The 24,149-nt window shown below is 69.9% G+C and carries 23 protein-coding genes; 11 read left to right on the top strand and 12 right to left on the bottom strand.

Features of this window, described 5'->3' with window-relative positions:
* Positions 1–468, top strand: a 468-nt coding sequence (locus tag ACFWY9_RS02425; protein ID WP_378337968.1) for a DUF222 domain-containing protein, incomplete at its 5' end; no start/stop codon positions are given.
* 45 nt (positions 469–513) lie between these two features.
* Here the strand turns inward: ACFWY9_RS02425 and ACFWY9_RS02420 are convergent.
* The 4 genes from ACFWY9_RS02420 to ACFWY9_RS02405 all read right to left on the bottom strand — a co-directional run bounded on the left by ACFWY9_RS02420 (position 514) and on the right by ACFWY9_RS02405 (position 4,203).
* Positions 514–1,347 (bottom strand): class I SAM-dependent methyltransferase, encoded by an 834-nt coding sequence (locus ACFWY9_RS02420; protein ID WP_378325677.1) that lies wholly within the window; start codon positions 1,345–1,347, stop codon positions 514–516.
* 63 nt (positions 1,348–1,410) lie between these two features.
* Positions 1,411–2,301 carry a hypothetical protein gene (locus ACFWY9_RS02415; RefSeq protein WP_378337967.1) on the bottom strand — a complete coding sequence of 297 codons (891 nt, stop codon included), beginning with the start codon at positions 2,299–2,301 and terminating at the stop codon, positions 1,411–1,413.
* 28 nt (positions 2,302–2,329) lie between these two features.
* Positions 2,330–3,022, bottom strand: coding sequence for a helix-turn-helix domain-containing protein (locus ACFWY9_RS02410; protein ID WP_378337966.1), 693 nt, complete (start codon positions 3,020–3,022; stop codon positions 2,330–2,332).
* 11 nt (positions 3,023–3,033) lie between these two features.
* Positions 3,034–4,203 (bottom strand): epoxide hydrolase family protein, encoded by a 1,170-nt coding sequence (locus ACFWY9_RS02405; RefSeq protein ID WP_378337965.1) that lies wholly within the window; start codon positions 4,201–4,203, stop codon positions 3,034–3,036.
* 108 nt (positions 4,204–4,311) lie between these two features.
* Here ACFWY9_RS02405 and ACFWY9_RS02400 point away from each other — a divergent pair, with 108 nt between their 5' ends.
* The 6 genes from ACFWY9_RS02400 to rho all read left to right on the top strand — a co-directional run bounded on the left by ACFWY9_RS02400 (position 4,312) and on the right by rho (position 11,687).
* Positions 4,312–5,514, top strand: coding sequence for a cytochrome P450 (locus tag ACFWY9_RS02400; RefSeq protein ID WP_378337964.1), 1,203 nt, complete (start codon positions 4,312–4,314; stop codon positions 5,512–5,514).
* A 238-nt stretch (positions 5,515–5,752) separates the two neighbouring features.
* Positions 5,753–6,580, top strand: a complete 828-nt coding sequence (locus ACFWY9_RS02395; RefSeq protein WP_378325670.1) for a hypothetical protein — start codon at positions 5,753–5,755, stop codon at positions 6,578–6,580.
* A gap of 98 nt (positions 6,581–6,678) precedes the next feature.
* On the top strand, positions 6,679–8,085 hold the full coding sequence (locus tag ACFWY9_RS02390; RefSeq protein WP_378325669.1) for a polysaccharide lyase 6 family protein: 1,407 nt from the start codon (positions 6,679–6,681) through the stop codon (positions 8,083–8,085).
* 149 nt (positions 8,086–8,234) lie between these two features.
* On the top strand, positions 8,235–9,419 hold the full coding sequence (locus tag ACFWY9_RS02385) for a sialidase family protein (protein ID WP_378325668.1): 1,185 nt from the start codon (positions 8,235–8,237) through the stop codon (positions 9,417–9,419).
* Entirely contained in the window at positions 9,412–10,383 is a 972-nt protein-coding gene (locus ACFWY9_RS02380) for a YncE family protein (RefSeq protein WP_378325666.1), read from the top strand. Before ACFWY9_RS02385 ends, ACFWY9_RS02380 begins: the two co-directional genes overlap by 8 nt.
* Positions 10,384–10,607: 224 nt before the next feature.
* Positions 10,608–11,687: a transcription termination factor Rho gene (rho, locus tag ACFWY9_RS02375; protein ID WP_378325664.1), complete on the top strand. Its 1,080-nt coding sequence runs from the start codon at positions 10,608–10,610 to the stop codon at positions 11,685–11,687.
* Between the two features lie 11 nt (positions 11,688–11,698).
* On the opposite strand, the gene ACFWY9_RS02370 is transcribed toward rho, so the two are convergent.
* Both ACFWY9_RS02370 and ACFWY9_RS02365 read right to left on the bottom strand, forming a co-directional pair.
* Positions 11,699–12,883 (bottom strand): cytochrome P450, encoded by a 1,185-nt coding sequence (locus tag ACFWY9_RS02370; protein WP_378325662.1) that lies wholly within the window; start codon positions 12,881–12,883, stop codon positions 11,699–11,701.
* Between the two features lie 161 nt (positions 12,884–13,044).
* Complete coding sequence (locus ACFWY9_RS02365; RefSeq protein WP_378325660.1) at positions 13,045–13,665, bottom strand: TetR/AcrR family transcriptional regulator; 621 nt, start codon at positions 13,663–13,665, stop codon at positions 13,045–13,047.
* Positions 13,666–13,765: 100 nt separating this feature from the next.
* On the opposite strand from ACFWY9_RS02365, the gene ACFWY9_RS02360 reads away from it, so the two are divergent.
* Positions 13,766–14,707 carry an MBL fold metallo-hydrolase gene (locus ACFWY9_RS02360; RefSeq protein WP_378325659.1) on the top strand — a complete coding sequence of 314 codons (942 nt, stop codon included), beginning with the start codon at positions 13,766–13,768 and terminating at the stop codon, positions 14,705–14,707.
* A 5-nt stretch (positions 14,708–14,712) separates the two neighbouring features.
* A complete protein-coding gene (locus tag ACFWY9_RS02355; RefSeq protein WP_378325657.1) occupies positions 14,713–15,363 on the top strand; it encodes a carboxymuconolactone decarboxylase family protein in 651 nt (216 codons plus the stop codon).
* Here ACFWY9_RS02355 and ACFWY9_RS02350 read toward each other — a convergent pair.
* Complete coding sequence (locus ACFWY9_RS02350; protein WP_378325656.1) at positions 15,315–16,055, bottom strand: SDR family NAD(P)-dependent oxidoreductase; 741 nt, start codon at positions 16,053–16,055, stop codon at positions 15,315–15,317. The genes ACFWY9_RS02355 and ACFWY9_RS02350 overlap by 49 nt on opposite strands.
* Positions 16,052–16,369: a hypothetical protein gene (locus ACFWY9_RS02345; RefSeq protein ID WP_378325654.1), complete on the bottom strand. Its 318-nt coding sequence runs from the start codon at positions 16,367–16,369 to the stop codon at positions 16,052–16,054. Before ACFWY9_RS02345 ends, ACFWY9_RS02350 begins: the two co-directional genes overlap by 4 nt.
* A 70-nt stretch (positions 16,370–16,439) precedes the next feature.
* On the opposite strand from ACFWY9_RS02345, the gene ACFWY9_RS02340 reads away from it, so the two are divergent.
* Positions 16,440–17,312, top strand: coding sequence for a LysR family transcriptional regulator (locus tag ACFWY9_RS02340; protein ID WP_378325653.1), 873 nt, complete (start codon positions 16,440–16,442; stop codon positions 17,310–17,312).
* A gap of 51 nt (positions 17,313–17,363) precedes the next feature.
* On the opposite strand, the gene ACFWY9_RS02335 is transcribed toward ACFWY9_RS02340, so the two are convergent.
* Positions 17,364–17,792, bottom strand: a complete 429-nt coding sequence (locus ACFWY9_RS02335; protein ID WP_378325651.1) for a MarR family winged helix-turn-helix transcriptional regulator — start codon at positions 17,790–17,792, stop codon at positions 17,364–17,366.
* A 62-nt stretch (positions 17,793–17,854) separates the two neighbouring features.
* Here ACFWY9_RS02335 and ACFWY9_RS02330 point away from each other — a divergent pair, with 62 nt between their 5' ends.
* Positions 17,855–18,460: a TIGR03086 family metal-binding protein gene (locus ACFWY9_RS02330; RefSeq protein WP_378325650.1), complete on the top strand. Its 606-nt coding sequence runs from the start codon at positions 17,855–17,857 to the stop codon at positions 18,458–18,460.
* Between the two features lie 27 nt (positions 18,461–18,487).
* On the opposite strand, the gene ACFWY9_RS02325 is transcribed toward ACFWY9_RS02330, so the two are convergent.
* From ACFWY9_RS02325 to ACFWY9_RS02315, 3 genes are all read right to left on the bottom strand, one after another.
* On the bottom strand, positions 18,488–18,952 hold the full coding sequence (locus ACFWY9_RS02325) for a DUF523 domain-containing protein (protein ID WP_378325648.1): 465 nt from the start codon (positions 18,950–18,952) through the stop codon (positions 18,488–18,490).
* Positions 18,953–18,968: 16 nt separating this feature from the next.
* Positions 18,969–19,313, bottom strand: coding sequence for a hypothetical protein (locus ACFWY9_RS02320; RefSeq protein WP_378325647.1), 345 nt, complete (start codon positions 19,311–19,313; stop codon positions 18,969–18,971).
* A 160-nt stretch (positions 19,314–19,473) separates the two neighbouring features.
* Positions 19,474–24,138 (bottom strand): internalin, encoded by a 4,665-nt coding sequence (locus ACFWY9_RS02315; RefSeq protein ID WP_378325646.1) that lies wholly within the window; start codon positions 24,136–24,138, stop codon positions 19,474–19,476.
* Between the last annotated feature and the right edge of the window lie 11 nt (positions 24,139–24,149).

The raw sequence follows: 24,149 nt of genomic DNA, 5'->3' as shown, positions 1-24,149 counted from the left end.
ATCGTCGTCACCGTCGGACTCAAGGAACTACGCACCGGGATCGGACAGGCCACTCTTGATCTGCTCGGCGAGATCACCGCAGCCGAAGCACGACGACTCGCCTGCGACGCCAAGATCATCCCCATGGTCCTGGGCACGCACGGCGAACCCCTCGACGTCGGCCGAGCCCAACGCCTCGCCACCCCCGCCATCCGACGCGCCCTCACCCGCCGCGACGGCGGCTGCGCCTTCCCCGGCTGCGATGCGCCCGCCTACCGTTGTACGGCGCATCATGTGGTGTATTGGGCACACCATGGTGAGACCAAAGTGGACAATCTCGTCCTCTTATGTTCCTTCCACCACAAGCTCATCCACCACTCCGAATGGGAAGTCCGAATCACCACCGACGGACTACCCGAATTCATCCCACCCGCATGGCTCGACGCCACCCGCACACCACGACGCAACACCATCCACCTACGAACCTAAGCCCTTCACAGCACTGTCGTCCACAAAGGACAAACTGAGCCGTGTTCACGGTTGCCAGAGGTCGACGGCGATCTCGCGCGTCTGCTCGCTGAAGACGCCGTCCGGGCCGGCGCGGTGCAGCAGCCGCCGCAGATCGGCCTCGAACTCGGCGCGGTCGTCGCCGAACAGGTGAGGTGCCGAGCTGGACAACGAGTAGACCGCGGCGACGATGTCATCGATCGCGCGAGTGACCACCCGGCCCGGGATTTCGATCCGTCGCGGTCCGGTGAATCCCACGGCCCGGTAGATCTCGCCCTCCCCCGAAGCCGTCCCCCGCGGCAAGCGGCTCCGGCCCGCACGGCGCACCGGACCAAGATACTCGCGCACCAGCGCGCCGATCGCCGCGTGCGGCGGACGCGGATGCGGCAGTTCGGCGTCGCCGTCCACGCCGCGATGGGTCGTAGCGTGGACGTGCGCGCAAAATCCCCCGTCCGCCAGCATTCCGCGCACCGCACCGGCGACCTTGGACCGGTCCAGCCAGTGAAACGACTGAGCGAACGTGACCAGCCTGAAGCCGCCAAGCCCGGCCGGAAGCTCCTCGGCACGCAGCCGCAGCCACCGAACGTTGCGAATCCCGGCCTCGGCGGCGAAACGCTCGGCCTGGTCGAGCATGTCCCCGTCGGCGTCAAGCCCGATCGCCTCCGCGAACACCCCGGCCAGCGGCAGCGTCAACGAACCGGGACCACAGCCGACGTCGAGAAGACGACCGGAACCGTCAAGGCGCAGCTCGCTCACCAGCGCATCGACGAGGGCCCTCGGATAAGCCAGGCGTCCCCGCGCGTAATACGCGGCGCTACCGGAGTAGAGCAACGAATCCCATTGCCACGCATCCTCATGCACACCGCTCAGGCTAGGCCCTGAACAGGTTCTCAGCCGAGAACATCGAACGTCGCTTCGCCTGACTCAGCGTCCGTTCGACCGGAGCACCGAGACGGCACCGACCGTGGCGTGGCCACGCCATTCGAGCGCGGCGGCGGCCGAGTAGCTGGTGAAGTCGACAGCCCAGCCGCCGTCCTGCCGCTGCCCTCGCGCCAAGCGGTCGAGATCGTCCGACACGGCCTGGGCGTCGAGCAGGTCCCGGACGGGCCGGCCGGGCTCGGGCGCGTAGTCGAGAAGATGCAGCGTCTCGCCCTCGGCCCCGCCGACGACGGCGACCGCACCGTCCCGGGGGACGAACTGTCCAAGATGGACGATCAGCTCGCGCGCCTCCTCATGGGTGTCGGTCGCGATGTCGAGGAATTGGAGCGCGAAGGAAAGCACATACGCGAAGGGGGCTTCGTCGAGCTGGCGGATCGCGTCGAAGCAGTACCGCGTCGCCTTGGCCAGCCACGGATGGTCCTGGATGGTCTTGTCCCACCGCGCCGCCCGATACGCCTGCGCGGTCACCGCGGCCGTGATCTGCAGCGAGGACTCCGCGGGGTCCGCGCCGACCCAGAACGGCGCGCACGCCACGGGATCCGCGATCGGGAGAGCGAAGGGCAGCCCGCCGTCGGACAGTGTCGCGGAGTCCAGCCAGTCGAGGAGGGCGGCGGTGTGTGGCGAGGTCGCAGGGCCGGCGTCGGCCAGGGCTTCGAACGCGTGCAGCGCACCTCCCGGCTGGCTCTCCGTGGCACGCAGGTCCGGTTCGAGGCCCCAGCCATAGCCGCCGTCGGGGTTGCGGTAGGCGTCAAGCGCGTCGATGACGGCCTGACGAGCCGCGTCGCTGTCGGTCGTGACGGCCTCGAAGCGCCGCCGGTCGAGAACTCGCGCGTGCGAAGCCATGAACGCTCCGGCGCGACCAAGATTGATGCTCATACGAGAACCCTGTCATCCATCGACGGCGTCAGGATTGAACGAAACGGCCAGCCAGCGCGGCGGGTGTCCGGCCGGCGAGCAGGTTGCTCTCCCGGGTGAAGTGGGCTTGGTCGGCGTAGCCGGCCGTCGCCGCGGCCTCGCTCAACGGCAGGCCCGCGCGCACCAGGTGCAGTGCGTGCTGGAACCGGTGAATCCGCGTGAGTGTCTTGGGACCGTAGCCGAAGAGCCGCTTGCTGAGCCGGCGCAAGGAGCGCTCCGGCAGGTCGTGCAGCTCCGCCATCTCCCGCACGCTCAGGCCTTCGCGCGCCGCGCGGTCGAGCGAGGCGGCCTCGCGGAGGATGGCACGTTCCGGATCCGCTTGCGTCCACAGCGCGATGAGGACCCGTTCGAGCGCATCGGCCACGTCGTCCTCGAACGACCAGGGCCCGGACAGCGAGACCAGTTCCGACAACTCGACGCGCTGGTCGGTCAGTTCGTCCGCCGGCACGCCTAGGAGTGCGTAAGCCACACCCGGTGCGAGCTGCAGGCCCCAGGTCACCTCGCCTGGCCGGGTCTCCATGACCATGGTCCGGGTGTCGGCCCCCGCCACGACGAGACGGTCCTGGAACCACATCAGATCCATCACGCCGTCCGGGACGACGTGCTTTTCCGGGCCGTCGCAGGACACGCGCCACAGCGTCGCGCCGGTCCGGGCGCCCCGTCGTGTCGCGTAGTTCCCCATGGTCCGTCCTTTCAGCCGATCGCGGCCCGGTAGGGACGGAAGAACTCGCGCAGTTCCTCCGCGTAGAGTTCCGGTTCCTCGAACGCCGCGAAATGCCCGCCGCGCGTGGGCTCGGTGGCCCGCACGACGTTCGCCGTGCGCTCGAGCCACGCCCGCGGCGGACGGACGAGATCGCCGCGGAAGATCGAGAAACCGGACGGCACTTCGACCCGGCGCGTGAGTTGCGCGGGCGGGATCGCGGCGTTCGCACGGTACATGCGCATCGACGAGCCGATCGTCTCCGTGAGCCAGTACAGCGTGACGTTCGTGAGGATCTCGTCCTTGGTGAAGCGCCGCTCGACGTCACCGTCGCAGTCGCTCCACGACCGCAGCTTCTCGACGATCCATGCCGCGAGCCCCGCCGGGGAGTCGGCCAGCCCGAACGCGGCGGTCTGGGGTTTCGTGCGATGCATGGCGGCGTACGCGCCCTCGACCGCGCCCCAGCCCGCGACTTCCTCGAACCAGGCGCGTTCCTCCGGCGTGAGTTCCGCCGGATCGCCGGTGAAGACGGGCAAGCCCGCGTCGGTGCGGTGCACGGCCACGACCCGGTCGGCGTGGTCGAGGGCGAGGTAGCGGCTGACATGACTGCCGAGGTCCCCGCCGGCCGCGCCGAACCGCGGATAGCCGAGGACGTCCATGAGTTCGGCCCACAGCCCGGCAACAGCGATGGAATCGAGAGGGACGGCGGGCCGCTCCGAATACCCGTAACCCGGTATGTCGGGCACGACCACGTCGAACGCGTCGGCGGGGTCGCCGCCGTGCGCGCCGGGGTCGGTGAGGAGCGGGATGACCTTGGTGTAGCGCCAGAACGAGTCCGGCCAGCCGTGGCTGAGGACCAGCGGCAGGACGGGCCCCGCCGGCGCGACCGCCCGGACGTGTACGAAGTGGACACCCAGGCCGCCGAGCTGAACGCGGAAGTGGGGGAACCGGGCAAGCGCCGCCTCCTGCGCCTGCCAGTCGAACTCGTCCGCCCAGTAGGCGACGAGTTCCCGGAGATAGCCGAGGTCGGTGCCCATCGACCAGCCGGCGTCCTCCGGCGCGTCCGGCCAGCGCGTCGCCCGGAGCCGCGCGCGCAGGTCCTCCAGCACCGCGGGGGCGGTCCGCGGGACGAACGGCTCGGCACGAGGCGGGGTGTCCGACATGGACACAAGTCTAGGACGACCCGGAAATGTGACGTAGTTCACGTCCGATTTGCCCGATTACCGGGGTCTCCCGCGCCGCCATGATGCGAGGCGACGTGAGGAGATTCGATGACCGACAAGGCGAAGCCGCCGGAGTTCCCGATGCCCCGCGCGGCGGAGTGCCCATTCGACCCGGCACCGGAGCTGGCCCGGCAGGCGCCGGTTTCCCGGGTGCGGCTGTGGGACGGCAGCACGCCGTGGCTGATCACCCGCTACGCGGACGTACGCGCGCTGCTCGCCGATCCCCGGGTGAGCGTCGACGTGACGTGGCCCGGTTTCCCGCACACCAACGCCGTCAGCAAGGCCCGCGACGCGCGGATGAAGACGTTGATGCAGCTGGACGCGCCGGAACACACCGCTCAGCGGCGGCTGCTGACCGCGGATTTCACGATCCGCCGGATGACCGCTTTGCGGCCCAGGATCCAGCGGATCGCCGACGAACTCGTCGACGAGTTGCTGACCGGGCCGAAACCGGTGGACCTGGTGGCGGCCTTCGCCCTGCCGCTGCCGTCGCTGGTGATCTGCGAACTGCTCGGCGTGCCCTACGCCGACCGCGACTTCTTCCAGCGGGTGGCTCACACCCTCGTCATGGACGAGCCCGACCCCGAGCAGGCGATGGCCGCCAGCGAAGAACTGAACGCCTACCTCGAGGATCTGGTGGCCGCGAAGGCCGCCAAGCCTGCCGACGACCTGCTCAGCAGGTTGGCCGTCGAGCAGTTCCGGACCGGCGCGATGACCCGGCGCGAGATCGCCGTGCTCGGCCAGCTCCTCATGGTGGCCGGGCACGACACCACCACCGCGATGATCGCGCTGGGCGTCGCCGCGTTGTTCGCTCAGCCGGACCAGCTCCGCGCGGTCCGCGACGGCGACCGCGAGCTGGTGGCCAACGCGGTGGAGGAACTGCTGCGCTACCTGTCCATCACGCACACCGAGGCCCGCCGCGTCGCGCGGGAGGATCTGGAGATCGGCGGCACGCTGATCCGGGCGGGCGAAGGCATCATCGCCGTGAAGAGCACCGCCAACCGGGACCCCGCGGCCTTCCCTGACCCGGGCACGCTCGACGTCCACCGCAGGGCCCGGCACCACGTCGCCTTCGGCTACGGCACGCACCAGTGTCTCGGCCAGGGCCTCGCCAGGGTCGAGCTGCGGATCGCCTACCACACCCTCTTCCGACGGCTCCCCGCGCTCGCTCCGGCCCTACCGCTGGAACGCTTGGTGTACAAGGAGAACGCGGTCTTCTACGGGGTACGGGAACTGCCCGTCACCTGGTGACCCGACGAGTGATCCGATGACCGGCACACGACTTGAAGCCGGAAAGCCCGCGCTTCCAGGGTGAATTCCTCACCGGTTCCCCAAGAAACCGGATCAGCGTTGACACCGTTCCTGCCCCCTTCTACGTTCATTCCCGGAAGACATCGGATGTCCTGACGCCGAGGCTGCGAAGTCTCGGCGCCCCTCCGCCGGCCGATGTGACCCCTGTCGATCCGCCGTCAGGAAGGACACACCGACGATGACGGACTCCCAGTCCCGGCCCGGCGGATTCACCAGGCGGACGGCCCTGCGCACGCTGGCCGTCTCCGCCCTCGCCGCCCCGCTCGCGCTCAGCCCGCTGTCCCGCGCGGTCGCGGTGCCCGCGGCGGCCCCGTTGTGGCATCCGAACCCGGCGACGGACGGCACGAAGGCCTTCGAAGGCATCGAAGCCGACCGCGGCCACCAGCATCCGGACCGCAGATACGTCTACGTCGAGGGCGATCACTACCGGTTCGACATCTGGGCCGACGACCGCGACACCACCGGGGGCGGCGACCGCCAGCGCACCGAAGTCAAGGGCATGGTGCAGAACGGCTCCGCGCTGAAGATGCGCGACGGCGAGACGTGGACGATCTCCTACGAGATGTACCTGCCGTCCACTGTGCACGGCACCAGCAAGTTCACCCACATCTTCCAGACCAAGACGCCGTCCACCAACGGCGGTCCGTGGGTGACCCTCGACCTCACCCGCGACGGCGGCACCGAAATGCTCCAGGCCCGCGCCTACGCGAATCCCGGTTCCCCGTCCATCGCCTCGACCCGGCTCGCGCCGCTGCGCGACAAGTGGATCACCGTCGAGTGGACGCTGACCCCCGGCGCCAAGGGCGCGGCCGCGTGCGTCATCCGCGACGGCACCGGTCCTGGCGCGCCGGTCGCCGCGCAGGGCAGCCGCACCGGCGTGACCATCCCGGACCAGGGTGACTACGTCCGCCCGAAGTGGGGTATCTACCGCTCGGTCCAGAGCGCGAAGACCGACATCATCGACACTCACTTGCTGTTCCGCAATTTCCAGGCGGGCCGCAAGTAGCCGTGCCCGGATCGTCCACTGTGGATCGACGAGATCCCGGCGCCGCCCGCCCCAGTCTGCCGCCATCGTACGAAAACGGTCCTATCCAAGGAGAAGACATGGCCCGTACTCCCCAACACCGGAGAATCGGCGTACTGGTCGCCGCCGGACTGCTCACCATCGGCGGCGGGCTGGTCGCGTCGTCGGCCAGCGCGGCCACGGGGACGCGGACGCTGACGGCGTCGTCATCGGACGAACTGTCCGCGGCGCTGACACAGGCGCGGCCGGGCGACCGGGTCGAGGTGGCCGCGGGCGCTTACGACAGCGGCCGGGTCCGGGTGGGACGATCGGGCACCGCGAAGGCCCCGATCACGATCGCCGCGGCCGCGCCGGGGCGGACGCGGTTCACCGGGGCGGGCGGGCTGGATCTGACCGGCGCGTCCCACGTCGTGGTGCAGGGTTTCGTGTTCGCCAACGACGCGGGATTGACCGTCCCGGGCGACGCGGCGGGCGACCGGGTGACGCGGAACGTGTTCGAGGGCAACCCGGGCAAGGCCGATCTGACCGTCAAGGCCAACGACACCGAGGTCGACCACAACACGTTCCAGAACCGCACCGAGGAGGGCGTGTTCCTCCAGGTCGTCGGGCCGGGCGAGAAGGACATGGCGCAACGCGTCCACGTGCACCACAACTACTTCTTCAACCACCAGTTCAAGGGCACCAACGGCGGCGAGTCGATCCGCTTCGGCCTGTCCGGCAGGCAGCACGCCGTCGCGAAGGGCCTGATCGAGAACAACCTGTTCGAAAAGGCCGACGGCGATTCCGAGGCGATCTCGGTGAAGTCGAGCAACAACGTGGTGCGATACAACACCATCGTCAACAGCCGCGGCACGCTCTCGATGCGGCACGGATGGGATTCGCGCGTCGAGGGCAACATCCTCATCGGCGGGACCACCGGCATCCGCTTCTTCGGCAACAACCACGTCGTGGTCAACAACATCGTGGAGGACACCGCCGGGACGGCGATGGAGTTCGGCGGCGGTGAGGTCCGCGACGACACCACCAGCGGCACCAACCACGACGCCGCCGACCACTGCCTGGTCGCCTTCAACACGCTGTCCGGCACCGGCGCCCTCATCTCGTACGGAAGCGGCAAACCGTTCCCGCCGTCGGACGACACGCTGGCCGACAACGTCCTGCTCGGCAAGGGCCAGGCCGCGGCCAAGGGCACCGGCACGTCGTCGCACTTCACCGGGAACATCCTGTTCGGCGCCTCCGCCGGCAGCCTGCCCTCCGACGCGTACCGCACGATCGACCCGAAGCTGGCGCGCGACGCGCACGGGCTGCTCCGCCCCGCCGCGACCAGCCCGGTGATCGGCAAGGCGACCGGATCGTTCCCGCAGGTCACCCTCGACATCGACCAGCAGGCCCGGCCGTCGGCGAAGGACGTCGGTGCCGACCAGTACAACACCGCCACCCCGGCCCGGCCGCTGACGAAGACCGACGTCGGTCCTTCCGCTCCGTGACACCGGACTCGTCCGGGTGAAAGCAGTCCGGGGCCGCCCGCGCGGCGGCCCCGGGCCTCGCGGATACTTCTGCACCAAACGAGTGAAAATCCGGCAAATTTTTCACTCGATGGTGTAAATGTCTGGCCGCGGTGCGGTAAGGACGGAGCATGCGACGCCTGGGGAGCAGTCTCGCGCTGTTGATGACACTGCTGCTGGCCGCGGGGATGCTCGCCCCGGCCTCGGCGGCACCGGCCCCTGCCGGACGCCGGTTGCTCGCGGAGGGAATGGGGTCCTATCCCCGGCTCATCCGGCTGGCGCACGGCGGTCCGGCGCGCAACGGCCGGATCATCGCGGCGATGACCAGCGAGGACGGCCGCGGCCGGTTCGCTCCGGTCTTCCAGAGCGTCGACGAGGGCCGCAGCTTCCAGAAGATCGCCGAGATCCGCGATCCCGAGGGTGCCGCCGGGATGTGCTGCGGCACGCTGTACGAGCTCCCGCGACGGGTCGGTGACCTGCGTGAGGGCACCTTGCTCTGGGCGGCGAGCTACGGCCAGAACGCGGGGCCGGGGCGCCGGGTCGGGATCAAGGTCCTGGCCAGCAAGGATGGCGGCCGCTCCTGGCAGTTCCTGTCCGAGGCGGCCCGTTCGCACAACCACGACGGAGTCTGGGAACCCGAACTGACCGTGGACGCGGGCGGCACGCTCTGGCTGCATTTCGCCGACGAGACCGAGGCCCCGCGGTTCGCCCAGGTGCTCAACCGGGTCGCGTCCACCGACGGGGTGCACTGGGGCACCAAGCAACGCACCATGGCGATCCCGCCGGACCGGGTCCGCCCCGGCATGCCGATCGTGCGCGGGCTGCCCGACGGCCGGTTCTACTTCGGCTACGAGATCTGCAACTTCGGCTCCCGCTACTGCGATCCGTACTACAAGATCTCCGCGGACGGTGCGAATTTCGGTGATCCGGGCGCGCCGGGTGCCCAGATCGGCACCACCGGCGGCAACCACTTCCAGCACGCGCAGACGGTGACCCTGTTCCCCGGCGGGCCGAAGGGCACCCGGCTGCTGATGGTCGGTCAGATTTTCGTCGACGGCAAGGGAAACCCGCTGCCCGGTAACGGGAAAACGTTGCTGGCCAACGACAATCTCGGCGAGGGCCCGTGGTACGAGCTGCCCGCGCCGGTCGCGGTCGGCAAGCCGTACAACGACTGGTGCCCGAACTACAGCTCGACCTTGCTGCCGGTGGACGGCGGCGCGAACGTCCTGGAGATCGCCGCCGACTACGACAACGGGATCTGCCGCGCCTACTTCGGCAAGGGACCGGCCACCGCCGCGGGAGGCAGGCATGCGTGAGCCAGTCATCCGCCGCCGGACGATGTTCGCCCTGGCCGGAGCCGCTCTCGTCACGACGTTCGGGGTCGCGGCCCCGGCCGCGGCCGCCCAGGTGGTGACCGTCGACGTCGGTGATCACCCGGGCCCCCTCGGGGTGAACTCGGCCACCGGAATGGTGTACGTCGCCAACTCCGCCGCCGGCACCGTCTCGGTGGTGGACGGCCGGTCCGCCACCGTCACCGCGACCGTCCGGGTCGGCGACGGGCCGGGCGGCGTCGCGGTGAACGAGGCCACGAACCGGGTGTACGTCTCCAGTCCGGCGGCAGGCACGGTCACCGTGCTCGACGGCCGGACGAACAAGGTGCTCGGCGTGGTCGGCGCGGGACCCGGCGCCTCGGCACTGGCCGTGGACGAGGCGGCGGACAAGATCTACGCGGCCAGTGCGACATCCGGTTCGGTGAGTGTCATCGACGGCATCAGCAGCACCCTGATCGGCACCGTGCCCGGACCGGGCCGGGGCTTCTCCGGGGTGAGCGTGGACGCCGGACGGCACCTGGCGTACCTGTCCAGCCTGTACACCGACACCGTCGAGATCCTGGACACCGCGAGCACCACGTTCACGGGGAACGTCAAGGTCGGCAAGGGCCCGGCCGGGCTCGCCGCGCATCCCGCGTCCGACCGCATCTACGTGAGCAACTCCGGGATCCACCACCTTTCGATCGTGGACGGCGCGAGCCGGACCGAACTGCCGCACGTGCTGTTGCGCAGCGAAGCGTCCTCGGTCGCGGTGCGCCAGGCGACGAACACGGTGTACACGAACGGCGGCCCGAACGGGATCGTGAAGATCGACGGCGTGCTGAGCAAGCTCACCGGGGAACTGTCGCTCGGCATCAATCCCGGCGACGTCGCTGTCGACCAGCGCACCGGCACGGTCTACGTCACCGACCCGCTGCACGACCTCGTCTCGGTGATCACCGGCTTCTGACCCACGCGGCTCCCGCGAGCAGCGTCCACAGTGGACGCGGCGGGGAGGTCGCCGGGGGCACTGTTGCGCATCGGAGCGGTACCGGCTATCCTGAACTCGCTTCTCATGGATGTCGGCCGTCGGCCGCCCAGGGAGCGTCCCTTCACCGGAATCCTCTCAGGACCGGTTCTCGATCGCGGCTCTCTGTTGTTCACCGCCGCCTCATCTCTGTTTGGGAGATCCCTATGTCTTTTCACGGAATCCTTGATGTACAAGGAAAATCCTGGTTCGTCCGGGCCGGCTACGCCGCCGCCCCCGACGACGTCCCCCTGCCCGCGTCCGTGGTGCGCCGATACGGGTTGCGCCGCGGCGACGAAATCGCCGGCACCGCCGACGGGATCACCGCCGTCAACGGCGCCGATCCGCTGCCGGAGCGTCCGGCGTTCGACGAACTCGTCCCCGTCCATCCACACGAACGGATCCTGCTCGAAACCGGCCCTCGACCGCTCACCACGCGGCTGATCGACCTCGTCGCCCCGATCGGCAAGGGCCAGCGCGCACTCGTGGTTTCCCCGCCCAAGGCGGGAAAAACCACGATACTGCGGGACATCGCGGACGCGGCCGCGAAGAACGCCCCCGAATGTCACCTGATGGCCGTCCTCGCCGACGAACGGCCGGAGGAGGTCACCGAAATGCGCCGCTCGATCCGCGGCGAGGTCGTCGCGTCCACTTTCGACAATCCGCCCGCCCACCACACCGCGGTCACCGAACTCGCCGTCGAACGCGCCAAAAGGCTTGTCGAGCAAGGAAAGGACGTGGTCCTGCTACTCGATTCGCTCACCCGGCTCGGCCGGGCGTACAACCTCGCGGGCCGCGCGTCCGGCCGCATCCTCTCCGGCGGTATCGATGCCTCCGCGCTACATCCGCTCAAGCGGATCCTCGGTGCCGCCCGTACCGTCGAGGACGGCGGTTCGCTCACCATCATCGCCACCGCCATGGTCGAAACCGGCTCACTCGCCGACACGGTGTTCTTCGAGGAGCTCAAGAGCACCGGCAACGCCGAACTCCGGCTGGACCGCAAACTCGCCGAACGCCGGGTGTTCCCCGCCGTGGACCTCGCCGCTTCGAGCACTCGCCGCGAGGAACTGCTGATACCGGCGGACGAGCTCGCCGTCCTCCACGGTGTGCGCCGCGCCTTGTTCGGCCGCGAAGGCCAGCACGCCACCGAACTGCTGCTCGAGCAACTCCGCAAGACCGGCTCGAACGCCGAATTCCTGCACCGCGTGTCCGCTACCGCTGCCTCCCCGCTGACACGGGCGGCGTGAACCGCCAGGGTTTACCACGTCACCGGCATTGTGCGCGGCCCCCGCACGACAAGCTGCGTCTTCCACTCGACCTCGCCCGCAAGCCGTAGCCGCGGCATCTTCGTCACCAGCGCGCCCAACGCCTCCTGCAGCTCCACCCGGGCCAGCTGGGCGCCCAGGCAGTGGTGCAGGCCGTGGCCGAGCCCGAGGTGCCGGTTGGGCTCCCGATCGAAACGCACCACCTCCGGTTCGTCGAACTGGAGCGCGTCCCGGTTGGCCGAGGCCACCGAGGCCAGTACCGGCTCGCCCGCACGGACGAGCACCCCGCCGACTTCGACGTCCTCGGTGGCGTAGCGGGGAAAGATCGCGGCGACCCCCAGTGGGACGTACCGCAGCAGTTCCTCCACCGCGGCCGGGATCCGCGCGGGATCGGCGCACAGCTCGGCGAACTCGCCGGGACGTTCCAGGAGCGCGTAGGCGAAGTTGGCGATCTGGGTCGCGGTGGTCTCGTGGCCCGCGACGAGGATGGCGACCGAGACGTCGATCAGTTCCGGCTCGGAAAGCCGATCGCGCAGGTCCCGCGCCTCGATCAGCGCCGTCATCAGGTCGTCCGCGGGTTCGGCGCGGTGCCGGGCGACGCACGCGGCGATGTACGCGCGCAGTTCCTCGTTGTTGGCCTGGAACTCTTCGGGGGTCAGCGCGCTCGTGGACAGCCCGTTGTCGCTCAGCTCCCGGAACCGCGCGCGATCGCGCTCCGGGACACCGAGAAGTTCGCAGATCACCACGACGGGCAGGGGTAGCGCGAAGTTCTCCACCAGGTCGGCCGGGGCACCGCCGGCGATCATCTCGTCGAGCAACGCGCCCGCGAGCGTCCGCACCCTCGGCCGCAGCTGCTCGATCCTGCGCGCGGTGAAGGCCTTGGCCACCAGCGTGCGCAGCCTGGTGTGGTCGGGCGGGTCCACGTCGAGGAAGCCGGTCACCACCCGGCCGGGCGTCGTCCTCGGCTCGTCCCGCTCGATCGCGGCCGCCCTGCTGAATCTCCGGTCGCCGAGCACGAACCGGACGTCGGCGTAGCGGGTGGCCAGCCACGCGGGTTCGCCGTAGGGCAGCCGTACTCGCACCAGCCCCTCGCGCGACCGCGCTTCGGCGTAGGCGGGAGCCATGCTCAGGCCTTGCGGCTTGTTGAACGGGTAACCGACGGGCTCGGTGCTGGTCATGGTCGAGGATTCCCTTGATCGACGGGGAATTGCGCGAGCGACCATTCGAACGTAGGGAGGTTCGCCACCGGGCGTCAACGGGCCGGATGGACGCAAACGCGTACCGGCGAACGGGCTGCCCGAAAGACTCCCTTCCCAGGATCGATGTCCACAAAGGACGGCTACCGAGGGCTGCCGAGACCGTCGAGGATCACGGACAGCTTCGCCAGCAGCAGCTCGCCCAATGGCGCGGGCGTGTCCTGCCGGAGCCAGCGCCCCAGTGTGCACAGATAGCTGTCGAAGATGACCTCGGCGGCCAGTTCCGGATCCACCGCGGGGTCGAATTCGCCGTGTTCCTGACCGAGCCGGATGCTTTCGGCGAACGCGTCCGGCGGGGGTTCGCCGACCATCATGTCCATGCTGATGGAGAGCGTGGCGGCGAGGGTGTCACGGAGATGCCGGTCGTCCTCGTTGAACTTGGCCAGCGCACGCAGATGAGCGGCGAGCTGCTCGGCGGCGGGTGCCCGCCGGAAGGCGGTCTCGGTCAGCAGCTCGCGCAGGCGTTCGCGGCGGTGCTCGACCCACGCCTTGATGAAGTCTTCCTTGCGGGGGAAGTAGTTGAACGCGGTCTGGCGCGCGACGTCGGCGCGCTGGGCGATCTCGTCGTAGGTCGTGGCGTCGAAACCCCGGGCGGCGAACAACTCCAGCGCGGCCGTGTACAGCCGCTGCCGGGTCTGCTGTTTGCGGCGTTCGAGCCTGCTCCCCGTGGGCGCCCGGCCGCCGGGCGTGGATGTCGCACTCACCCGCCGAACCCTACCTCCCGCGTCCTTCGTCACCTTCGGTTGTGTACTTGAGTCTATGTTTGTACTCTAGTACACGACAGTGAGAGGCAAGGAGAACCACATGTCCGTTCCGTATCGCACCGGTCTGCACGAGGTCGCACCCGCGACGTACGCCTACCTGCAGCCCAACGGCTCCTGGGGCTGGAGCAACGCCGGGCTGGTCGTCGACGGCGACGAAGCCCTGCTCGTCGACACGTTGTTCACCGTCGCGCTCACCCGGCGGATGCTCGACGCCATCGGGCAAGCACTCCCCGCGGCGAAGATCCGCACCCTGGTCAACACCCACGGCGACGGCGACCACTGGTGGGGCAACCAGCTCCTGCCCGAGGCGCGGATCATCGCCTCCACCGCGGCCGCCGCGGAGATGCGGCACGCGGGCCCGGAGCCGATGCTGCAAGCCCTCGCCGCGGGTAAGTCGGACCCCGGCATGCGGGGGCTCGCGGACCTGTTCGCCCCGTTCGACTTCACCGACGTCACCCCGGCCTACCCCGGCGAAACCTTCGACGGGGAACTCGAGGTGAAGGTGGGCACGCGCGCCGTGCGCCTGATCGAGGTCGGCCCCGCGCACACCGAAGGCGACGTCCTCGTCCACGTCCCCGACCAGCGGGTCCTGTTCACCGGGGACATCCTGTTCATCGGCGGCCATCCCGTCGTCCACAGTGGACCCGTCAGCGGCTGGATCCGGGCCTGCGACCTGATTCTCGGCCTGGACGCCGACACCATCGTCCCCGGCCACGGCCCGGTGATCGGCAAGCCCGAGGTCACCCGGTTCCGCGAGTACCTGCACCGTCTGCGGGACCACGCCGTCGCCGCACACCAGCGGGGCCGGACCGCACTGGAAGCCGCGCGGGAATTCGACCACCGCGGGTTCGAGGATCTCGACGACCCCGGCAGGCTCGTGCTGAACGTCGGCGCGGTCTACCGCGAGCTCAACGGGGACGGCACCCCCGCAGAGCTGGACCTGATGCCCCAGATGCTCGACGTGACAACGGAAGCACGGTGACGACCATGTCCACTTCGGACACCGAGCCCCGCATCGCCCCCGCACCGCCCGAGGAAATCCGTCCGCTGCTGGGCGGTCTCCTCGGCGGGCTGGACGCCACGGAGGCCCCGGCGGCAGCACACCACATCACGGCGAACCCCGTGCTCAACGTCCTCGCCACCGTCGGCAACCATCCCGGCCTGCTGACCGGGCTGGCCCCGCTGCTCGGGGCGATCAGCACCGGGCTGCTCCCGGCACGCGATCGCGAACTGGTCATCCTGCGGGTCGCCTGGCACACCCGGGCGCGCTACGAATGGGCGCACCACGTGGTGATCGCCGGCGGCACCGGGCTGACCGAGCAGGAGATCGCCAGGATCCCCCATGGCCAAGGGGAACCCGGCTGGAGCGATCTCGACGCGGCCTTGCTCCGCGCCGTGGACGAGCTGCACGGTCCGCGGGCCGCGGTGTCGGACCGGACCTGGCAGCAGCTCGCCGCCCACTACGACCACCGGCAGCTGCTGGAACTGCTGGCGTTGACCGGCACCTACACGCTGGTGGCCTACGTCCTCAACTCCTGCCGGGTCCCGATCGACGACTGGCTCGGCGATCCGGCTCCCCTGCCCGAGGTTCACGCCCGTCGCCCGCCGTCCACCGACAGCGCGATCCCGGTGACGTAGGACGCGGCGTCCGAGCAGAGCCACACCGCAGCTGCCGCGGCCTCTTCCGGCGTGGCCATCCGGCCGAGCGGCGTGATCGCCTCCTGCATCGCGATCATGTCGGTGCCGGCCGCCACCTTCTCGAACCCCGGCGTGCGGGTCGGGCCGGGACAGACGGCGTTGACCCGGATCCCGTGCGGCGCGTAGTCGACGGCGGCGGCCTTGGTGAGCCCGACGATGCCGTGTTTGGCGGCCACATAAGCGGGAGCGCGCGGGATCGCGTACAGGCCGCCGTTGGATGCGACGTTGACGATGGCACCGCCGCCTTTGAGCAGCGGCAGCTCGTACTTCATGCACAGGTAGGTCCCTGCCAGGTTGACGTGGACCACGCGCTCGAACTCGTCCAGTGTCATCTCGTCGAGCTGCCGGTGGTGCGCGGCCATACCGGCGTTGTTCACGGCGAAATCGAGGCCGCCGAAGGCTTCGACCGTGCGCTCGACGGCCGACCGCACGGAGTGTTCGTCGGCGATGTCGACGGCGATCGCCAGCGCTTCGCCGCCGTCCTTCTCGATCATCTCGACGGTCTCGGCCGCCGTGCTCTCGTCGATGTCGAGCACGGCGACCGCGGTTCCCTGCCGGGCGAACTCGACCGCCGCCGCGCGGCCGATCCCGCTGCCCGCGCCGGTGACCAGTCCCGCCTTCCGGGCGCTCATGCCAGCGGCTCGTGGTTCGCCCAGGCGACCTTGTACGGGTGCCGCGACTGCCAGCGGTCGATGACCTCGTGCACGCCGGGCGCGGCGAACGCCTTCGCCAGCGTGCCGGTGTCGGCCACGGCGACCTGGACGATCGCGGTCGCGATCAGCGCGGGGATGGCCTCCTCGCCGGGGATGGGAAGGTGCCGCCTGGTCACGACGGACTGTGTGAAGCCGGTGTCGAGCATCACGCGTTCGATGTCCGCGAGATATTGGTCAAGTTCGCAGTCCGGCAGCGGCTGATCGAAGGAGACGATCATCGTGTGGTTGATCATGCCTCAATTTTTGCCGTGGTACGCCGTCGGCGTCCAAGACCGATTCGCTCTTCGGCGATAACCTTGAGGCATGATTGATCTGGAGACCCGCGAGCTGGAGTACTTCCTCGCGGTCGCCGACGAGCTGCACTTCGGCCGGGCCGCCGTCCGGCTCTCGATCGCCCAGCCGGCGCTGTCGAAGGCGATCCGGCGGATCGAGACCCGGCTCGGCGTCCCGCTGTTCCTCCGCTCCAGCCGCCACGTCGAGCTCACTCCGGCCGGGAAGGCATTACAGGAACACGGTCGGCACGCGCTGAACGCCGTCAGCGCCGCCGTCCGGAGCGCACGGCACGCCGGAGACCGCCAAGCCCGGCTGCGGCTGGTGCTCAAGCCGGGCGGCGACGCCGGGCTGTTGTCCCCGATCCTGGCCGAGTACGCCCACCAGCCCGACGCGCGCCGGGTGGACATCCTGTTCAGCGGCCCCGCCGACCGCGCCGGCTTCCTGCTCGACGGCCGGGCCGACGTCGGCCTGCTGTACGCCCCGTTCGACCCGCTCGACGGCCTCGCCCACGAGACACTGCTCACCGAAAGCCGCGTGGCCATCGTCCCCTCCGGCCACCGTCTCGCCGGGCGCACCTCGGTTCGTATGTCCGATTTGGACGGTGAGACGCTGCCACGCTGGAAAGATGTTCCCGGCGGGGACGGCACCGGTCCCGAAGTCGTCGACGTGGTCCAGTTGCTCCAGATGATCTCGGTGGGCCGGATGATCGGGGTACTGCCTCGTTCGCTCGTCGAGCCGCCGCCCGCCGGCCTGGTGTGCGTCCCGGTCACCGACGCGCCGCTCAGCCGCCTCGTGCTCGCCTGGAACGAGCACGATCGGCGGCCGCTGGTCGCGGCGTTCGTGGCCGCCGCGCTGGAACATCGCGACAGCACCGCAGCAGGCTGGGGACCTTCGGAGCGCTGAGCCCAGCGTCACCTCTGCGTCCACAGAGGACTAAAGTGCGACACGCGGACCTCACGAGCTGGACAGCGTCCACAGTTTTCGTGCCGCGTCAAGGAAAGTCGCCCGTTCCCCGGCGGACAGGTGGCCGAGCAGCTCCTCCTCGCCCGCCTGGATCCGCGTCTGCGCCGACCTGCGCACGCGGCGCCCCGCCTCGGTGATCGCCAGCAGCCGGACGCGCCGATCGGCCGGGTCGGGGTCACGGCTGATGAACCCGGCCTTCTGCAGCTCTTCGAGCGTGCCGATGATCCGCGTCTTGTCGGCACCGATGGCCTGCGCCAGCGCCGCCTGCGTGCGCACCGGCCCACCGTCGAGCGCGCTCAGCACGACGTAGCCCCACATGGTCAGCCCATGCTCGGCAAGGACAGGGGACTCCATTGCGATCAGCGTTCGCAACAGCCCGCCGAGCATCGCGGCGAGGTCCGGTCGTCCCTGTTCCGACATACGCCGACGATACCCAGGGGAACCCCGTTGACAGATCGTACGCAGGTGCAGATGATAAGCGCATGCACATCAACGACCTTCGGGAACTCGACGCCGCCGCGGTGCGGATCAGCGCCGACCTCGTCTCCCACGTGAAGCCCGCCGACCTGGCCAAACCGACTCCGTGCGCCGCGTGGACCGTGTATGGGCTGGTGGCCCATATGGCCGCCCAGCACCACGGGTTCGCCGCCGCCTCCACCGGCGACGGCAGTCCCGGCCACTGGAAGCTCGTTTCGCTCGGCGACGACCCGGCGGCGACCTACCGCGCCGCGGCCGACCGTGTCCTCGCCGCGTTCGCCGTCGAGGACCTTGCCGAGCGGCGGTTCCCGCTCCCCGAGTTCTCCGCCGAAGCCACCTTCCCGGCGGAGCAGGCGCTCAGCTTCCACCTGGTCGACTACGTCGTACACGCCTGGGACGTCGCCCGGGCGCTGGACCTGCCGGTGAGTTTCCCGCCCGAGGTGGTCGAGGCCGCGCTGGCCGTGGCCCGCATCGTCCCCGACGGGGAGATCAGGCTCACGCCCGGCGCCGCGTTCGCCCCGATCGTGCCGAATCCGGGGAGCGCCGGACTCGACGAACTCGTCGCCCTGCTGGGGCGTTCCCCCGCGTGGCCGGTGGCCGCGGCGGCGTGAACCCCGGCGCTCCTCCGGCCGAGCCGCCTACGCCGGCGCGTCCGGCAGCTCGTCGGAGGAGCGCACAGCGATTCCGTTGCGCAGCAACAAAGCCGCGGTCACCCCGTTGCCCTGCCGACGCTCGCCGGCGAAGGTGCCGTCGTAGATCTCGCCACAACCACAGGACGGGCTGCGTGCCATGAGCACCGCCTCCCGGACCTCGTGCTCCCGCGCCGTGACGAAGGCGAGCTGGGCGCCCGCGATGAACTGCTCCGTGACGTCGGTGCCGTGGTCGTCGACAACCCGTGCGCGGCCGTCGAGCACCGCGTCGCCGTCGCCGTCCACGATTTCCGCCGGGCGGCGCGGAGTGCTCAGCCCCGAAGCGACCTCCGCGCAGAACGGGACAGCCTCACCCGAGTCCACCAGCGCGACGACGGCGGGCGAGGTCTTCGCCGCGCCGTCGTACCGGCACGGAACACCTGCCAGGCACGCGCTCACCAGCACCTTCCTCATACTCGCAGCCTAGCGATCAGCGCCGGGTGCCCGCGGTGAACCGGATGCGCACCTCGGCGCCCCGCCAGGCGTCCGGGACACCGGGACCTGCCGGGAGGTAGTGCCAGGTGGGGTGGTTGGAGGTCGCGAAGGTGCGGTGGCAGCAGCACGGGGTGACGCGCCACCAGCCGAGGCGGATCACGTGCAGCCGCACGGCCGCGGCCGAGGGGGCACCCGCGGCCACCACGGCCCGCGCCCTGGTCACGATTTCCTCGATCGTGCTCCCGCGCACGAGCAACTGGCCGTGCGCTTCGAGATGATTGGTCACCCATTCGACCGCGCCGAGACGCGGGTCATCGGCTGTTACGGTTCTCGGCTGCACGGGATTCTCGCTTCCCCTCGTCGCCAAGTCCCCTGCTGACCGTCTGTCCCGACGGTCGTCCTTGATGCAGCCCCGCACCGTCGACGGTACCGCGTGCCGTGGTCCCGCAGAGCCGGTCGTGCCCGAGTGTTGCCCGATCGTGGCACGCGCGCCCGGCGGGTCAGCCCCGGCGCGCCCGCCGCCGCGCCGAGACCAGCACCGTGAAGCCGCTGAGCAGCAGGAAAAGCATGCCCAGGAACAGATCGCCGAGCGGCGTGCCGGTCGAAGCCAGCGGCGGTGCAGTCCCCGGGCCTGTCGGCGGCGTCCCCGGCGGCGGTGGCGTCGGCGGGGTGACCCGGGTGTCGGTCGTGCAGCCTGGCTCGCTCCCGGTGACGCAGTTCGTCCCCTGGCTCGGGGAGACCACCACGTTGCGGAGACGGCGTTCCCCGGTGAGCCCTGGCTTGACGGTGATGGAGTAGGTGATCGTGACGGTCTGGCCGATCTCCAGCCGCCCGTGCCAGGCCAGGCGTGAGCCGCTCTGCTCGACGGTGCCACCGGTGGCGCGAGCGTCCTGGTTGTAAACAGCGTCGTCGAGGACATCGGTGAGGTCGTCGACGAACGCGGCGTCGAGATAGACGACGGTGCCGGTGTTGACGACGTCGACCGTGTAGGTGACCTTGTCCCCCGGTTTCGCCGTGGTGGCCGGTGTCCGCTTCACGATGGTCATCGCCCGGACCGGGGTTTCGGTGCCACAGGCGGGATCCTCGGCACGGGCGGTCTTCGGCGGCGGGCAGTTGGTGTCGTCCGGGCTGGTGACGGCGTTGCGCAGGATCTTGTCGCCCGGCGGCGGATTCCCGACCGTCACCGAATAGGTGAGGGTGATCTCGGCCCCGGCGGCCACCGTGCCGGTCCAGTGCAGGCGCGGACGCTCGTAGGTGACCGAACCGCCGGTGGCCTTCGCGTCGTCGTTGTAGGTCGCGTCGTCGAGCACCCCGGTCAGGTCGTCGGTGACCGACGCGTCCGGCTGCGGTGCCTCGCCGGTGTTGCGCACGGTCACGGTGTAGGTGATCTTTCCGCCGGGCACGGCGGTTTTCGGGTCGGCGGTCTTGGCGATCCGCAGATGCGGCTTCGGCAGTACCACCCGGCAGTCCGGATCGGCGGAACCTTCGGCGCAGTTCGACCCCGTGCCGCTGACCACGTTGGTGAGCCGGTGGTCGCCCGCGTTGGTGACCGTGACGGAGTAGGTGATGGTCGCCTTGGCGCCCTTGGCCAGATCACCGGTCCAGCTCAGATTCGGCCGGGCGAACGTGACGACGCCCGAGTCCGCGCGCGCGTCGTCGCCGTAGGTCGCGTCGTCGAGGACGCCGGAGAGGTCGTCGGTGAACGACGCGCCGGGATAGGCGGCCTCACCGGTGTTCTCCACCGTGATCGTGTACGTGACCTTGTCCCCGGTCTTGATTTCCTCGGGGGTGCCTCGCTTCGTGATCTTCAACGCCGGAAGCGGCGTCTCGGTCCCGCACGCGGGGTCCCGGCTTCCCGGCGGGCAGTTCGTGTCCCCCGTACCGGTGACCGCGTTCTTCAGCTTCTTGTCGCCTCGGGGCGGGCTGCCGACCGTGACGGTGTAGGTGATCGTGACCGGAGAACCGGGCTCGACGTCACCGGTCCAGACGAGGTTCGGCGCACGGTAGGTGACCGAACCGCCGGTGGCCTTCGCGTCGTCGTTGTAGGTCGCGTCGTCGAGCACCCCGGTCAGGTCGTCGGTGACCGACGCTCCGGAGTAGGTCGCCGTGCCGGTGTTGGACACCGTGACGGAGTAGGTCACGACCTCGCCCGGCTTCGGATTCGCCGGGCTCGCGGCCTTCGCGATCGTCAGCTGCGCGATCGGCGTGACCGGATGGCATTCGGGGCGGGTGGACCCCGGTGGGCAGGTCGAGTCGGGCGGCCCGGTGATGACGTTGCCGAGCCGGTGGTCCCCGACCGGCGGCGTGCCGACGGTGACGGAGTAGGTGATCGTGACCGTGGCGCCCGCGGGCAGATCGTGTGTCCAGTTCAGGATCGGCGGCGTGTAGCTCACCGTGCCACCGGTGGCCCTCGCGTCATTGTTGTAGACGGCGTCGTCGAGCACCCCGGACAGATCGTCCGAGAACCGCGCGCCGCGATAGGTGCCGGTGCCGGCGTTGTGCGCGGTCACCGTGTAGGTGACCTTCTCGCCGGGTTTCGCGACGTCCGGCGAGGCGGTCTTGGTCAGTTGCAGTTCGCCGATCCGGGTGTCGGTGGCGCAGTCCGGATTGGCGTTGCCGGGCGGGCAGGGCGAGCCCTCGGGCCCGGTCACCGCGTTGCGCAGCCGGTGGTCCCCGGCAGGCGGCGAACCGACGGTGACCGAATAGGTCACTGTCACGGTGGCGCCCTTCGCGAGGTCACCGGTCCAGTGGAACCGCTGGGCCGCGGCGTCGAACGACGTCGTGCCCGAGGTGGCCGCGGCGTCGTTGTTCCACGTCGCGTCGTCGAGGACGCCGGAGAGGTCGTCGGCGAACGACGCGCCGGGATACGGCGCCTCACCGGTGTTCCGCACCGTCACCGTGTAGGTGACCTTCTCGCCGGGCTTGGCGTCGGCCTTGTCCACGGTCTTCTTGATCTCGAGGGCGGCGACCTCGGTCTCGGTCACGCAGGCGGGATCGGCGGGGTCCGCGCAGTTCGTCCCTGGCGGGCTGGTGACCGCGTTGCGCAGCACGTGATCCCCGCGCGGGGGCGCGTTCACCTTGACCGTGTAGGTGATCGTCACGGTCTGCCCGGCGGGGACGTCGCCGGTCCAGGTCAGTTTCGCGGTGCCCTGGTCGTAGCCGGGCTGGGTGGGCGCGGCGGCACCGCCGATCCTGGCGACGGCGTCGTTGCCGTAGGTGGCGTCGTCGACCACGCCGCTGAGGTCGTCGGACAGGGTGACCCCGGGTTCGGTGAGAGCGCCGACATTCTGGGCGGTGATTGTGTAGGTGACGGTGTCCCCTGGCTTCGCCGTGTCCGGTGCGGCCGTTTTCCGGATCACCAGACCGGAGATCGGCTCGTCGGTGGTACAGGCCGGATCCGTGCTGTCGTGGCCGCAGTTCGAGCCGTCCGGGCCGGCCACCCGGTTGACCAGACGCCGGTTCCCGGCGGGCGGATCGCCCACCGTGACGGTGTAGGTGATGGCGACCGTCGCGCCCTTCGGGACGTCGCCGGTCCAGCGCAGCTTCCGGCCGGGAGCGTCGTACGACACCGCCCCGGTGGAGGTTCCGTCGGCCTTGCTCGCCCGCGCGTCGTTGTTGTACGCGGCGTCATCGACCACATCGGACAGATCGTCGGTGACCACCGCGCCGGTCCAGTCGGCTTGTCCGTCGTTGGTCGCGGTGATGGTGTAGGTGACGACGCTGCCGGGGCCGGGTTTCGCGGGTGACGCGTGTTTCGCGATCTTGAGCGCGGCGATCGGCACCTCGGACCAGCAGGCCGGGTCCTTCGTCGCCCGCGCGCAGTTGCTCTCCGGCACGGTCACGACGTTGCGCAGCTTTTTGTCCCCTGTGGACGGAGACTTCACGGTCACCGAGTAGGTCATGGTGACCGAGGCGCCGGGCGCGATTTCGCCGGCCCAGTTCAGTTTCTTCCCCGCGCTGTCGTAACTCGGTTGCGACGAGGTCGGCGACCCACTGGTCGTGGTCGCCGCGTCGAAGTTGTAGGTGGCGTCGTCGAGGACACCGGACAGATCGTCGGTGAGCCGGGCGTCCGGCGCGGGGCCGTCACCCTCGTTGGTCACCGTCACCGTGTACCGCACGGTGTCCCCCGGTTTCGCGGTCCGCGGGCTCGCGGTCTTGCGCACGACGAGTTTCGAGGTCAGGTTCGGCGCGATGGAGCAGCTGGCCAGGTCGGTGATCGGCCAGGCACCCCCTGCCTCCGAGGTGATCCGCCCGACCTGGTTGTTCTGCGCGTTGCCGCCGGGGACCAGCGTCGACGCGCCGGTTCGAGGGTCCACTTTGTACAGTGCGCCGCCGTAGTACCCGAGGTAGATCGAGCCGTGGTGGTAGGCCATCCCGTAGTTGTTGAAGCCGTTGGACGAGCCGGGGCCGGTCACGTGCACGGCCTGCGTCGTGGTGCCGGTCGCCGGGTCCAGCCGGTAGATGTAGGTCGAGCCGCCATAGCTGATGCCGTAGTAGGCGCCGCCCTGGTCGTCGACGAACAGGTCCGGCACGATGGATCCGCCGCGGAAGACCGGGTCGTTCGCGGGCACCGGGGTCAGGTTGTCGCCCCGGGTCCAGATCGTGGTATCCCCGCTGGCGAGGTTCATCCCGAACAGTTTCGGTACGCCGCCGTTCTGTGCGCCGAACAGCATGCCCGTGTTCGGATCCGCGGTGATCCCGCCCCAGTTGGACCCGGCGGGCAGTTCCCGTGTCGCGCCACCGGCGATCTCGTCGGTGACGCTGTCGGTTCCGGAAACGTGTTTGTACAGCGTGCGGTTGGCCGACGTGTAATTCGAATAGAACGCGGCGACCCTGCCGGTGTCAGGATCCTTCCCGAGGGCCATGTCGGTCGACCAGTAGTCCGGTGGCCCACTGCCCGCCCGCTTGCTGATCACCGTGTTCTCGATGGTCGCGGCACCGGAAGCGTCGTTGCGGAACTGCATCCCGGAGCGGATGTTGCTGTAGTACAGGTGATCACAGTCGAAAACCGACGGTGTGTGCTCACCTTCGACCGGCCACGAGGACTGCGCGGCGGCGGGCGCGGCACCGCCCACCAGCACGGTGGACATCGCCACGGCCATGGCGAGGACCTGGATCGCGATCCCGCGCGGCACGGAAATGTCGCGGCGGCGCTCCGGGCTCATATTTCCACCAG

Origin of the sequence: Amycolatopsis sp. NPDC059027, from assembly GCF_042739735.1 — a bacterium.
In the GTDB taxonomy this organism is placed as follows: domain Bacteria; phylum Actinomycetota; class Actinomycetes; order Mycobacteriales; family Pseudonocardiaceae; genus Amycolatopsis.
Note: the sequence above shows the minus strand (reverse complement) of the source record. Positions and strands in the feature narration are given on the sequence as shown.